General features: G+C 73.9%; 9 protein-coding genes. 6 read left to right on the top strand and 3 right to left on the bottom strand.

Annotation, left to right across the window (positions count from 1 at the left end; all coding sequences use genetic code 11):
• Positions 1-65 precede the first annotated feature (65 nt).
• A complete protein-coding gene (locus V5F53_RS12805; RefSeq protein ID WP_393997961.1) occupies positions 66-341 on the top strand; it encodes a metal-sensitive transcriptional regulator in 276 nt (91 codons plus the stop codon).
• A 215-nt stretch (positions 342-556) separates the two neighbouring features.
• On the opposite strand, the gene rsmD is transcribed toward V5F53_RS12805, so the two are convergent.
• On the bottom strand, positions 557-1,117 hold the full coding sequence (gene rsmD / locus V5F53_RS12800) for a 16S rRNA (guanine(966)-N(2))-methyltransferase RsmD (RefSeq protein ID WP_393997962.1): 561 nt from the start codon (positions 1,115-1,117) through the stop codon (positions 557-559).
• Positions 1,118-1,129: 12 nt separating this feature from the next.
• Complete coding sequence (locus V5F53_RS12795; protein WP_509212340.1) at positions 1,130-3,466, bottom strand: pseudouridine synthase; 2,337 nt, start codon at positions 3,464-3,466, stop codon at positions 1,130-1,132.
• A 288-nt stretch (positions 3,467-3,754) separates the two neighbouring features.
• Between V5F53_RS12795 and V5F53_RS12790 the strand changes: the two genes are divergently transcribed.
• A complete protein-coding gene (locus tag V5F53_RS12790; protein WP_393997964.1) occupies positions 3,755-4,198 on the top strand; it encodes a nucleoside deaminase in 444 nt (147 codons plus the stop codon).
• 114 nt (positions 4,199-4,312) lie between these two features.
• On the opposite strand, the gene V5F53_RS12785 is transcribed toward V5F53_RS12790, so the two are convergent.
• Entirely contained in the window at positions 4,313-5,317 is a 1,005-nt protein-coding gene (locus V5F53_RS12785) for an NAD(P)H-dependent flavin oxidoreductase (RefSeq protein WP_393997965.1), read from the bottom strand.
• 315 nt (positions 5,318-5,632) lie between these two features.
• Here V5F53_RS12785 and V5F53_RS12780 point away from each other — a divergent pair, with 315 nt between their 5' ends.
• From V5F53_RS12780 to V5F53_RS12765, 4 genes are all read left to right on the top strand, one after another.
• Positions 5,633-6,526 carry an ImuA family protein gene (locus V5F53_RS12780; protein ID WP_393997966.1) on the top strand — a complete coding sequence of 298 codons (894 nt, stop codon included), beginning with the start codon at positions 5,633-5,635 and terminating at the stop codon, positions 6,524-6,526.
• A complete protein-coding gene (locus tag V5F53_RS12775) occupies positions 6,414-8,621 on the top strand; it encodes a Y-family DNA polymerase (protein WP_393997967.1) in 2,208 nt (735 codons plus the stop codon). The genes V5F53_RS12780 and V5F53_RS12775 overlap by 113 nt, the downstream gene beginning before the upstream one ends.
• 109 nt (positions 8,622-8,730) lie before the next feature.
• Positions 8,731-12,054, top strand: coding sequence for an error-prone DNA polymerase (locus tag V5F53_RS12770; protein WP_393997968.1), 3,324 nt, complete (start codon positions 8,731-8,733; stop codon positions 12,052-12,054).
• A 1,007-nt stretch (positions 12,055-13,061) separates the two neighbouring features.
• Positions 13,062-13,391 carry a DMT family transporter gene (locus V5F53_RS12765; protein WP_393997982.1) on the top strand — a complete coding sequence of 110 codons (330 nt, stop codon included), beginning with the start codon at positions 13,062-13,064 and terminating at the stop codon, positions 13,389-13,391.
• Positions 13,392-13,400 lie beyond the last annotated feature (9 nt).

Below are 13,400 nucleotides of genomic sequence, written 5' to 3'. Positions count from 1 at the left end.
GAATCCAACACCCCCGGGGGGTATCCGGCTTGTTGAATATACCTCATGGGGGTATATGGCAAGGCATGCGGAGCCCCACCAAGGATCAAGTCCTCAAACGCCTGAGCCGGATCGAGGGCCAGGTTCGCGGCCTCTCCCGCATGGTGGAGGACGAGCGCTATTGCATCGACGTCATCACCCAGATCTCCGCCGTGCGGGCGGCCTTGAAGCGGGTCGAGGAGGAGGTGTTGCGGGACCATGTGGGCCATTGCGTGGAGCACGCCATTCGCTCCGGCGACGCCGAGGACCAGCGCCGCAAGGTGGCCGAGCTGATGGCGGTGATCATGCGCGCGGAGCGCTAGGCGTCGCCGGATCCGTGAGGGAAGGCCGCCGGGACCTGGCTTTCACCGCCGGCGGCCGATGCGGGACCGGTGGGGGCGGAGGGTTCCGCGCGCGTCCCGCGCGCTTGCCGTCCAGGGCCGGGTCGGGGCCAACCGGGGACGGGGCCAGGGACGCGGGCTGCCAATGCCTGAGGCAACGGGCGCGCTGTCCGCGAACCGGATGCCGCGCGATCGCCCTAGGCGGTGGGCGTCAGTTCCAGGATGATCAGTTCGCTCTCGTCATAGGGGCGCCGCTCCAACTCGTGGAAGCCGTCTGGTGTGGTGAAGGCGCCGGTGCGCTCCTCCACCACCAGCAGGGCGTCGGGCGTGAGCCAGCCGCCCGCCCGCGCGCCGGCCAGGGCCGTCGTGGCCAGGTCCCGGCCGTAGGGGGGATCGCAGAAGACCAGGCCGTAGGGCTCGCCGGGGCCGAGCGGCCCCAGCCGGGTGGCGTCGCGACGGAAAATGCGGGTGACGCCGGTGAGGCCGAGCGCATCCACATTGTCGCGGATCACGGCGCGCGCACCCGCCGCTTCCTCTACCATGAGCGCGAACCGCGCCCCGCGCGAGAGGGCCTCGATGGCCAGCGCGCCGGTGCCGGAAAACAGGTCCAGCACCCGCGCCCCGGCGCAGGGATCGCCATAGGCGTGGGCGAGCACGTTGAACAGGCTCTCGCGGAGCCGGTCCGAGGTGGGCCGGGTGGCGCTGGAGGGGGGCCCCTTCAGCGTCCGTCCCTTCAGCGCGCCGCCGACGATGCGCATGGGGCTTTCAGCTCAGCGCTTGCCGCGCGGCGCCGAGGGGCGCCCGCCGCCGGAGCCACCCTTGAACCCGCCCTTGCCGCCACCGGCGCCAAAAGGCTTGCCGCCCTTCGGGCCGCCCGAGGGCCGCCCGCCGAAGCCGGGCCGGCCGCCCGCGCCGGCGGGGCCGCCCTTGAACCCCGCCTTGCCCCGCTCCTGGGGCGGTCCCTTGCGTTCCGGCCGGTCGCCGAAGCCTTCGCCGCGGGGCGGACGGCGGTCCTCGCCGCCGGCACCATGGCCGCGATTGCCGCCGGGCCTGTCGCCGAAGCTCTTGTTGCCGAAGCTCTTGTTGCCGAAGCTCTTGCCCCGCGGGCCGCGCTCGCCGCCCTCGGGTCGTCCGCCGAAGCCTTCGCCGCGGGGCGGGCGCCGGTCGTCGCCGGCGGTCCCATGGCCGCGATTGGCGCCGGGCCTGTCGCCGAAGCTCTTGTTGCCGAAGCTCTTGCCCCGCGGGCCGCGCTCGCCGCCCTCGGGTCGTCCGCCGAAGCCTTCGCCGCGGGGCGGGCGCCGGTCGTCGCCGGCGGTCCCATGGCCGCGATTGGCGCCGGGCCTGTCGCCGAAGCTCTTGTTGCCGAAGCTCTTGCCCCGCGGGCCGCGCTCGCCGCCCTCGGGTCGTCCGCCGAAGCCTTCGCCGCGGGGCGGACGGCGGTCCTCGCCGCCGGCGCCATGGCCGCGATTGGCGCCGGGCCTGTCGCCGAAGCTCTTGTTGCCGAAGCTCTTGCCCCGCGGGCCGCGCTCGCCGCCCTCGGGTCGTCCGCCGAAGCCTTCGCCGCGGGGCGGGCGCCGGTCCTCGCCGGCGGTCCCATGGCCGCGACCGGGGGGCTTGCCGGAGGCCGGACGATCATCCCGGCGTCGGAAGTCCTCGCGGCCCTCGCTTTCGCGGGGCCGGAAGCCGCGCGGGCCACGTGCGTCACCCTCGGCGCGGGCACCGAAGCCCTCGCCGCGGGGGGGGCTGCGGGTCTCGCCACCGCCAGCGGGGCCGGAGCCGCGTCCCGGCCGGTCGGCGCGCAGGCGGAAGTCGTCCCGGCCCTCGCCGTCGCGGGGGCGGAACCCGCGCTGTGGCAGGTCGCCCTCGAACCGCCGCCCGCCATCCCCGCCCCCATGCGAGGGGCGGCGGGGCCGCTCATCACCTTCGAACCTTTGGCTGCGCCCGGGCCGGTCGAAATCCTTGCCACCGGGACGTGGGCCGGAGCGGAGTCCGGAACGGCTCGGCCGCTCGTCCGCCCGCGCGGCGCCGGGTGCGAGGCGCTCCACCTTCACGGTGCGGCCCTTGCGATCGGCCACCGTGCCCCGGCTTTCGACGGCGCCGGCCTCGGCGATGCGCTGGCGCACCCTGGGGCCGGCGGCGCGGAACTCGTCCTGCACCGGCGGCTTGGGCGCGCGCACCTTGCTGGCGAGGCGTTCCGCCCGCTCGGCATATTCCTGCGACATGCGGGTGGCGAGGCGCTGGGCGGTCTCGGGCGGAGACTCCTGCTCCCGCTCCACCAGGGGGCTCTCGAAGTCGGCGCCGGCGGCGGCGGACAGCTCGGCGCCGATCTGCTCGCGCAGCACGCGGGTGCGCACTTCCTCGACGCTGGCCTCGGGGATGTCGCCGAGCTGGAACGGGCCGTAGGAAATGCGGATGAGGCGGTTCACCTTCAGCCCCAGCGCGCCGAGCACGTTGCGCACCTCGCGGTTCTTGCCTTCGCGCAGCGATACGGTGATCCAGGCGTTGGCGCCCTGGACGCGGTCGAGCTCGGCCTCGATCGGGCCGTAGTCCACGCCGTCCACGGAGATGCCCTTGATGAGGGTGTCGAGCCTGGCCTGGTCGATCTCGCCGTTGGCGCGCACCCGGTAGCGGCGCAGCCAGCCGGTTTCCGGCAGCTCCAGCACGCGGGCGAGGCCGCCGTCGTTGGTGAGCAGCAGCAGGCCTTCAGAATTGAGATCGAGCCGCCCGACGCTGACCAGGCGCGGCAGGCCCTTGGGCAGGATCTCGAACAGGGTGGTGCGGCCTTCCGGGTCGCGGTTGGTGGTCACCACGCCGCGCGGTTTGTGGTAGAGGAAGAGGCGGGTGCGCTCCTTCTCCGGCAGCGGCGCGCCGTCCACGGTGATCACGTCCTGCGCGGTCACGGTGACGGCGGGGGTGGTGAGCACCTCGCCGTTCACGGCAATGCGGCCCTGGGCGATCCAGTCCTCGATCTCCCGGCGGGAGGCGAGGCCCGCGCGCGCGACCACCTTGGCGATGCGCTCTGCCTCCTTCCTGGGGGCGGCGGGCAGCTCGCGCTTCTGGCGCGGAACGTTGTTCTTGTCCTTGCGGGGCGGTGATGTGCGCGGCATTGAAGGGGTCGAATGCGTCCGTTCGGCAGGGCTCGGGTTCATCGAGCCCTGCCGAATGAACACCCTGCGCATGATGGATTGAAGGGAATGGGCTTGTTCCGCGCCGCGTGCGGCATGGAACCTCTCATGCCGGCTCTAGCACACCGGAGGGGGCGCGGCGAGCGCAATGGGGCCTTCTCGCGCGTCGTTGAAGCAGGGAAGGCCCCGGATCGTCGTTTCGCCGCGTTTTCCTTCCGCGAGCCGGTGTCCACGTCGCGTGGAGAGGCTCCTTAACCTTGCCGGGACACCATGTCGGGAACCTTCATGCAAATGGCGCTCAACGAGGCGCGGGCGGCGGCCGAGCGGGGCGAGGTTCCGGTGGGGGCGGTGCTGGTGCGCGGCACCGAGGTGCTGGCCCGCGACGGCAACCGCACCCGCGAGCTGAACGATCCCACCGCCCATGCTGAGGTGCTGGTGATCCGCGCCGCCGGGGCGCGCCTGAAGTCCGAGCGGCTGGTGAACTGCGATCTCTACGTGACGCTGGAGCCGTGCGCCATGTGCGCCGGGGCGGCCTCGTTCGCGCGGCTGCGGCGCATCTATTTCGGTGCCTCGGACCCGAAGGGCGGGGCGGTGGAGAACGGCCCGCGCTTCTTCTCCCAGCCCACCTGCCACCATGCCCCGGAGGTCTATGGCGGCATCGCCGAGCGCCAGGCGGCGGAGGTGCTGCGCGCCTTCTTCCAGGACCGGCGATAGGAGGCCGACAGGGCGTGCGCCCGGCCGGAAAGGCCGCGCGCCGCGCGGTCCATCCGGCTCAGTCGATCGGCTCCGGTCCGCCCGGCTCGGGCGCCGGGCGGCGGGCCCGGGGCCTCAGGAGGCGGCGGCGAGGTCCGGCCGGCGCCGGGTGGCGCGGGCGGCGGCACGGGCGAGCGCCGCGTCATAGTCGCGGGCGAGCCGCGCGCACAGCTCGGCAGCGGTGGGGATGTCGGTGATGGCGCCGACCCCGTGGCCGGCCGACCATACGTCGCGCCAGGCCTTGGCCTCGTTGGCCATGTCGAGCCCGCCGTGGGCCCTCAGGGCGGTGGGGTCGAGCCCGGCGCGCAGGATCGAGGGCTTCAGGAAATTGGCGTTCACGCCGGAAATGGCGTCGGTGTAGAGGATGTCGGCGGCGGCGGCGTCGAGCATCATCTGTTTGAATTCCACCGGGGCCAGGCTCTCCTGGGTGGCGATGAAGCGGGTGCCGAGATAGGCGAGGTCGGCCCCCATCACCTGCGCGGCGGCGATGTGGGCGCCGGTGGAGATGGCGCCGGACAGCACCAGGGTGCCGGCGAAAAAGCGGCGGATCTCGCCGACGAGGGCGAACGGGCTCAGGGTGCCGGCATGGCCGCCGGCGCCGGCGCAGACGGCGATGAGGCCATCCACCCCCGCCTCCATGGCCTTTTCCGCATGGCGCCGGCTGATGACGTCATGGAACACGAGGCCGCCATAGGCGTGCACCGCCTCCACCACCTCGCGCACCGCCCCCAGCGAGGTGATGACCAGGGGCACGCGCTTGTCCACCGTCACCTGAAGGTCGGCCGCAAGGCGGGCGTTGGTCTTGTGGACGATCAGGTTGACGCCGAACGGAGCGTCCGCGGGCGCGGCGGCGCGGCCGGCGATGTCGTCGAGCCAGTCGCGATAGAGCTCGCTCGATCGGGCGTTGAGGGCCGGGAAGGTGCCCAGAACGCCGCCCCGGCAGGTTTCCACCACCAGGTCCGGCCCCGAGACCAGGAACATCGGCGCGGCGATGGCGGGCACCGCCAGGCGGCCGTCGAGGGCCGGCGGCAGCGACGGCACTGCCGGCGCGGACGGGATGTGAGGCGAGCTGTGGGGCATCTGGGTCCTCCGGTCGCTCCGCCGTCCGGTGGGGGCGCGGGCGAGGCTGGTGTGCGTTTCCCGCGCCGGGTGGCGCATGTTGTTCTCGGGTGGCTCTCTCGGCGTCCCCCCTCGGCGATGTCCGGGCGGGGGGATCGACCGGGGCGCGGTCCACCGGGCCTGAGGTTGACCTATAGGTGAAGGGCCTGTCAATTGGGGCCATCGCCCGGTGGCGGTGGGCGCGCGCGCTCCGCGTCCCGAGGGCGGCTTGACTCTGCCGGCCGGTTCCGGAATCTATCAAGAACAAACAGGGAACAATGAGGCGGACGAACCGTCATGACAGATCCGCTCGCATCTCGCACGGCGGCCGATCTCGCGCGCCTGCGCACCCTCGTCGGGGCCATCGAGCGCGGCGTGGCGGCGCCGGGCGGTGAAGATCGCGGAAACGGCGGCGGTGTCAACGCTGCCGCCGCGCCCCGGCGGCTGTGCCTTGGCGCGCCGGATGTGGATGCGGCGCTGGGCGGCGGCCTTGCATGCGGGGCGCTGCACGAGGCGGCCGGGGCCCCGGGGGACGAGGGCGCCTTGAGCGTCTTCGCCCTGGGCCTTGCCGCGCTGGCGGCGCGGACGGCGCGGCGCCCGGTGCTGCTGGCGCAGCAGGACAGGGCGGGCTGGGAGGCGGGCCGCCTCTATGGGCCGGGGCTGGCGGCGCTGGGCCTGCCGCCGGAAGCGCTGCTGCTGGTGCGGGTGCGCAAGCCGCAGGACGTGTTGTTCGTGATGGAGGAGGGGTTGAAATGCGCGGGTCTGTCCATGGTCCTCGGGGAGTGCCTGTCGCCCGTGCCCGAGGTGCTCACCGCCACCCGGCGCCTGTCCCTCGCGGTTCGGGGCAGTGGCCGTCTCGGCCTGTTGCTGCGCCACGCGGCCGATGCCGCGCCCTCGGCGGCGCTGACCCGCTGGCGTGTTTCAGCGCTGCCGAGCCCGGCGCCGGACGGCTTCGGCGGCCTTGGTCCGCCGCGCCTGTCGGCGCATCTCACCCGCAACCGCTTCGGCCCCACCGGCGCCTGGCCGCTGAGCGTCCGCGACGGGCGGTTCCATCCGGCGCCGGACGGGGAGACGGGCGATGAGCGTGGTGAACGCTTCGACCTCGGCGCCCACCGGGCCGGGCCGGCGCTATCTCAGCCTGGTGCTCCCGCGCCTGCCCACGGACCTGCTGGAACGGCGGATGTCGCCTGAGGCGCGGGCGCGGCCGCGCGCCGTGGCGGCGCCGGGGGGGAACGCGTTGCGGCTGTGCGCGGTCAATGCCGCCGCCGCCGCCCTGGGCCTTGCTCCCGGCCTGTCGCTGGCCGACGCGCGGGCCCGCCATCCCGACCTGGACGTGAGCGAGGACCACGCCCCCGCCCGCGCGCGGATGCTGGAACGCATCGCCGACGCCTGCGAGCGCTATACGCCGCTCATCTCCCTCGACGGCGCCGACGGCCTGGTGCTGGACGTGACCGGCTGCGCCCACCTGTTCGGGGGCGAGGCGGGGCTGGTGCGCGACCTGTTGCGGCGGGTGGCGCTGGCCGGCTTCACCGGGCGGGCGGCGCTCGCCGCCACCCAGGGCGCGGCCTTCGCCCTCGCCCGCTTCGCCGCTGGCGGGGGTGGGGCGGTGGTGCCGGCGGAGGAGGATCTGGCGGTGCTTCTCGCGCCCTTGCCGCTCGCCGCCCTGCGGCTTGACGCGGCGGCGGTGGACGCGCTGGCGCGGCTTGGCTTCCGCCACGTGGGCGACCTTTACGGCAAGCCGCGCGCGCCGCTGGCCGCCCGGTTCGGTCCGGGCCTGCTGCGCCGGCTGGACGAGGCCCTGGGCGCCGCGCCCTCGGCGGTGGACTATCGCTTTCCCCCGCCGGTCTTCTGCGCCGAGCGCGCCCTGGTGGAGCCGGTGGAGCGGGTGGACGACGTGCTCGGTCTTGCCACCCAGCTCGCCGCCACCCTCGCCGTGGCGCTGGAGCGGCAAGGGGTGGGCGCCCGCCGGCTCGACCTGTCCCTGTTCCGGGTGGACGGGCGGGTGACGCGCCTATCCATCGGCACCAGCCGCCCGCTGCGCGATCCCGCCATGGTGCGGCGCCTGCTGGCGGAGAAGGTGGCGACCCTGTCCAGCCTCGACCCCGGATTCGGCTTCGAGCTGGTGCGGCTGGCGGTGCGCGAGACGGCGCCGCTCGTCGCCGCCCAGGACGGGCTGGACGGCGGGGACGCGGCGGCGCGCGCGACCGGCCTCGGCGCCGACGGGGGGGAGGCCCTGGAGGCCTTGGTGGATCGCCTCGCCATCCGCTTCGGGGCGGCCCAGGTGCAGCGCCTGGCGCCGGAGGACCGCCACATTCCCGAAGAGGCCTGCCGCGCCGTGCCCGCCCAAGGCGCGGGCGGCTGGTCGGAGGCGGTTGTGGCCCTGGACAAACGGGCCCAGACGCTCTCCGCCGCGCTCCCCTTCGTCGAGTTTCCTTTGGTCGAGCCCCCCTTGGTCGAGCCCCCCTTGGCTGAGCGTTCCTCGGCCCTGGATTTTTCGGCCCTGGTCGAGCGGGGCGAGGTGGCCGTGGCCCGGCGGGCCTTGGGATCGCCCGCCGCGCGGGGGAGGCGGACGGGCGGCGCGGAGGCCCGCGCCACTCTGTGGCCCGTGGACGGGCGTCATTTCCCGCCTCCTTCCCCTGCGGAGGGGGGAGACGGCGAGGTGGGCGCGACCGCTCCGGAGGAACAGGCGCCGCCTGAGATTCCCACCGGCCGGGGGGGAGGGCGGGGAGCCGCGCCGAAGGACGAATGCGACGCCAGGGGGAATGACATGGGAGTGCCCGTGCCGGACGCCCGTGCCGGGCCGGACGCCCGTGCCGGGCGGGGCGGCGCCCCCGCGTTGCGGCTGGACGGGGGCCGTCCTGTCCCATTCTCCCCCGCTGGCGGGAAGGGCCCCGTGCCCGGCGGCGCGCGCGCGCCGGGCGGACGCCGGGCGGCGGCGCCCGGGGCCGCCCGGCCCTGCCCATGCCCGGCCGCCGCGCCGGATCTCGCCGGCCCGGCCCGGCCGCCGCGCCTTTTGGAGTCGCCGGAGCCGGTGGAGGTGGTGGCCGAGGTCCCGGCCGGACCGCCGCTGCGCTTCCGCTGGCGGCGGGTGCTGCATCAGGTGTTGCGGGCCGAGGGGCCGGAGCGGATCGCCGCCGAATGGTGGCGGTCCGGGGCCGATCTGCCCACCCGCGACTATTTCCGGGTGGAGACGGCCTCCGGCCGGCGCTTCTGGCTGTTCCGCGCCGGCCTCTACGGCCAGGAGGCCGGCCGGCCGGCATGGTTCATCCACGGCCTGTTCGGGTAAGGCCATGGCCTCTTCATCGCTCCCCCCTTCGCTCTCCCACTGGCCCCCGGCGCGCCTTGCGGGCGATCGTCCGCAAGGCGCGGCGCCGCGTCCCCCGGTTCCGCCTTTCGTGGAACTGGCCGTCACCACCAACTTTTCATTCCTGCGCGGCGGCTCGCATCCGGAGGACTATGTGACGGCGGCGGAGGCGCTGGGGCATCGCGGCATCGGCATCGCCGACCGCAACACCCTGGCCGGCGTGGTGCGCGCCCATGCCAAGGCCAAGGCCCAGGGCTTCCCCCTGGCCGTGGGCGCGCGGCTGGCGTTCGCCGACGGCACCCCCGACATCCTCGCCTATCCCCAGGATCGCGCCGCCTACGGCCGGCTGTGCCGCCTGCTCACGACCGGCAACATGCGGGCGGAGAAGGGCGACTGCGTCCTCGCCCTGGATGATCTGCTGAACTGGGCGCAGGGACTGAACCTCGCGGTGATGCCGCCGCGCCGCCCGCCGGAGGCGTTCGCCCCGCTGCTCACGCGCCTGGGGGAGGCGGCGCCGGGCCGGCTGTGGCTCGCCGCGCCGCTCGCGTTCCAGGGCGACGATGCCCGCCGCCTCGCCCGGCTGAAGGCGGTGGCGGGCGCGGCGCGCCTGCCCCTCCTCGCCACCCTGGACGTGCTGTACCACGACGCCGACCGGCGCCCGCTGCAGGATGTCCTGACCGCCATCCGCGCGGGGGTGACGCTGGATGCGGCCGGCGGGCGCCTGTCCGCCAATGCCGAGCGGCACCTGAAGCCGGCGGCGGAGATGGCCCGCCTCTACCGGGCCGCGCCGGAGGCGGTGGCGCAGACCGAGGCCTTCTTTTCCAGCCTCGCCTTCTCGCTGGATCAACTGCGGCCCAGCTATCCGCGCGAGACGCGGGAGGGGTTCGCCAGCCCCCAGGCCGCGCTCGAGTCCCTGGCCTGGGCCGGCGCCCATGCCCATTATCCCGGTGGGGTGCCGGACAAGGTCATCAAGGCGCTGGACCATGAGCTGGCGCTCATCGGCACCCTGTCCTACGCGCCTTATTTCCTCACCGTGCACGAGATCGTGGCCTTCGCCCGCGGCCAGGGCATCCTGTGCCAGGGGCGCGGGTCGGCGGCCAATTCGGCGGTGTGCTTCTGCCTCGGCATCACCGACGTGGACCCGATGAAGACCGAGCTTCTGTTCGAGCGCTTCATCTCGCAGGAGCGCGGCGAGCCGCCGGACATTGACATCGATTTCGAGCACGAGCGGCGCGGCGAGGTGCTGGCCTTCATCTATCGCCGCTATGGCGCCGCCCATGCGGGACTGGCGGCCACCACCATCACCTACCGCTCGCGTTCGGCGGTGCGGGACGTGGGCAAGGCGTTCGGCTTGTCGGAGGACCTGGTGTCGGCGCTGGCCGGCTCGGTCTGGGGCTGGTCCTCGGGTGGGGTCGAGGCCGGGGAGGCGCGCCGGCTCGGCCTCGACCCGGACGAGCCGCGCCTCGCCCGGGTGCTGGAGCTGACGCGCGCCCTCATCGGCTGCCCGCGCCATCTCTCCCAGCATGTGGGCGGCATGGTGGTGACCCATGACCGGCTTGACGAGACCGTGCCGCTGACCCGCTCGGCCATGGAGGAGCGGCCCATCATCGAGTGGAACAAGGACGACCTGGAGACCGTCGGCCTGCTCAAGGTGGACATCCTGGCGCTCGGCATGCTCACCGCCCTGCGCAGGTGCTTCGCCCTGCTTGGCGCCCATTACGGGGTGGAGATGGCGCGCATCGGCGATGCCCCGTTCGATGACGCGCGGGTCTATGCCATGCTGCAGCGCGCCGATTCCATCGGCGTGTTCCAGGTGGAGAGCCGGGCCCAGCAGACCATGCTGCCGCGTCTGCGCCCCGCGGAATTCGCCGACCTGGTGGTGGAGGTGGCGATCGTGCGGCCCGGTCCTATCCAGGGCGGCATGGTGCATCCCTATCTGCGGCGCCGGCAGCGGCTCGAACCGGTGAGCTACCCCTCAGAGGCCTTGGAAAAGGTGCTGAAATCCACCCTCGGCGTGCCTTTGTTCCAGGAGCAGGCGATGCAGATCGCCATCGTCGGCGCCGGGTTCTCGCCGGGGGAGGCGGACGCGCTCCGGCGCGCCATGGCCACCTTCAAGCGGGTGGGCACCATCGGCACCTTCCACGCCAAGCTCATCGCCGGCATGTTGCGGAACGGCTACACGCGCGACTTCGCCGAGAGCCTGTGGAAGCAGATCGAGGGCTTCGGCTCCTACGGCTTCCCACGCTCCCATGCGGAGAGCTTCGCCCTCATCGTCTATTGCTCGGCCTGGCTGAAGTGCCGCTATCCGGATGTGTTCGCGGCCGGGCTCCTGAATGCCTGGCCCATGGGCTTCTACGCCCCCGCCCAATTGGTGCGCGATGCCCGCGAGCATGGGGTGGAGGTGCGGGAGGTGGACGTGAACGCCTCCTGCTGGGATCACACGCTGGAGCCGGAGGTCGTCGAGGCTCCGGCCGCGCCAGCGCCTCGCCCGGGCGCGCTCCCCCACCCGCCCATGCCGGCAGGGGAGGCGGGCGTGGGACCGGAGGAGAGCGGCATCCCGGCGCGGCGGCGGCTCGACCCGCGCCATCGCGCCATGGCCGGCGACATTCTCACCACCCATGCCCTGCGGCTCGGCTTCCGGCAGGTGGAAGGGCTGCGGTCGGACGAGATGGAGCGCCTGGTGGCGGCGCGCGGGGCCGGCTACGATTCCGTGCGCGACCTGTGGCTGCGCACCGGCCTTGCCCCCGCGACCCTGGAGAAGCTGGCGGATGCGGACGCGTTCCGCGCCCTCGGTCTCGACCGGCGCGCGGCGCTGTGGGCGGTGCGAGGGCTGCGCCGGTCCGGCGACAAGGACGACCTGCCGCTGTTCCGTGCCGCCGGCCCCGCCCTGGGCGCCGAGGGAGCGGCGCGCGAGGCCGACGTGGATCTGCCGGCCTTGCCGCCGGGAGCCCAGGTGGTGGCCGATTATCGCCATCTGAAGCTGTCGTTGAAGGCGCACCCGCTGGCCTTCCTGCGCGAGGACCTGCGGCAGCGGGGGGTGACGCCGGCGGTGGAGCTGCCGCGCATGGCCAGCGGGCGCCGGGTGGTGCTGGCCGGCCTGGTGCTGGTGCGCCAGCGGCCGGGCACCGCCAGCGGCGTCATCTTCATGACCCTGGAGGACGAGGCGGCATGGGCCAATGTCATCGTCTGGCCCAGGGTGTTCGAGGCCTTTCGCCCGCAGGTGCTGGGCGCGCGGCTGGCGATGGTGTCCGGCCGGCTCCAGAACGCGGGCGGCGTGATCCATCTGGTGGCGGACACGGTGGCGGACTGGAGCCCGCTGCTGGAACGCCTGGGCGAGCCCGGCGCCGCCGACGTGGGGCGGAACCGGGATGCCCGTCCCGCGGCCGTCATGCCCAAGGGACGGAACTTCCATTGAGCGCGGCGTCGCGGCATCGTCCGCCGCGAGGCGGCCCGGCCATCGGCGGCGGAGGCAAGGTGGAAGGGGCCGCCCGCGTCGCTCCCCCGGCATGGTGGCGAGAGCGCCGCCGGCTCCGCTCCGCCCGAGGCTCCGGTCCCGCCCGATCGCCGCCGCCGCGCGGCCTCGCCCACTCATGCCAAAGGCCCGTGGGCTTGCCTCATGGGCCTTTGGTCCAGTCCACGCGTCGCTCGAGCGGACCCGCTTAGCGCCGGTCGAAGACCGGGGCGGATGGGATGAGAGCTGGACCGGGCCGTCAGCGCGGCGGAGGCCCTGTGGATTTGCCCGCGCCCGTCGCCCCGGCGGCAGGACCGAGCGCCCGGCGCCGGCTCTGCTCCGGATTTTCCGGCTATGCCCGGCCGTGGGCGGTCCTGTTCGATGAGCGCCGCCGCGCGGGGCCTGGCCCTAAGAGCCGGTCCGGACCATCGGCGGGAAGGCCCGGTGGAATTGTCTGCCCGCGCCGCTTCTGGGGCAGGACCGAGCGTCGCCTCTGGCTCCGCTTCGGGCTGCCGGCCATGCCACGGTCGGGGGCCGCTCCGGTCCGAACGGCACGGATGCGCTCGGCCGGCGATGCCGCGGCGCCAGGGGGGGCGGGCGGTCCCTGGTTCGGCCGCCAGCCCGGCACGCGCCCCTGGAAATGGAGTTGAGGCGCCATGGGTTGATGTCTCATGGATCGGGGCCTCATGGACAGCATGTGCGGCGCGGACATCGAGGCGCGGGACCAAGGTCCATGCGGGCCGTGGCGCCGCGGGCGCGGTCTCCGATCGCTCTTGTGGACCTTTCGGTATGAGGATATATTTTTCCTCAAAAGAAAGTCCATCCGGTGCGTCGCGGGTGGGTGTGTCGTGTGGCGCACCGTACCGGAGCGCTACGCGCTCCGCGTCGTGCATCCCGCTCCACCTCTCCCGCGCCGGTTCGCCGGTCATCCCTCGAACGGCGGCGCCGCGCGCCGCGCCCGTCGCGCCTCCATGAGCTATTTCTATCTCGCCATCGCCATCGTCGCCGAGGTGATCGCCACGTCCGCCCTCAAGTCCACCGAGGGCTTCACCCGGCTGGTGCCCTCCCTGGTGGTGGGCTTCGGCTATGTGGTGGCCTTCTATTGCCTGTCCATCACCGTGCGCGAGCTGCCAGTGGGCGTGGTCTATGCCATCTGGTCGGCGGTGGGCATCGTGCTGGTGGCCGCCTTCGCCTGGATCTATTACGGTCAGGCGCTCGATTGGCCGGCCATCATCGGCCTTGGCCTCATCGTCGCCGGGGTGGCGGTGGTGAACCTGTTTTCCAAGACCGTGGGTCATTGAGGCCTCGGG

The organism is Xanthobacter cornucopiae (assembly GCF_043195065.2).
Taxonomy (GTDB): domain Bacteria; phylum Pseudomonadota; class Alphaproteobacteria; order Rhizobiales; family Xanthobacteraceae; genus Xanthobacter.
The sequence above is the reverse complement of the archived record's forward strand: the minus strand, read 5'-3'. Positions and strand labels throughout refer to the sequence as shown.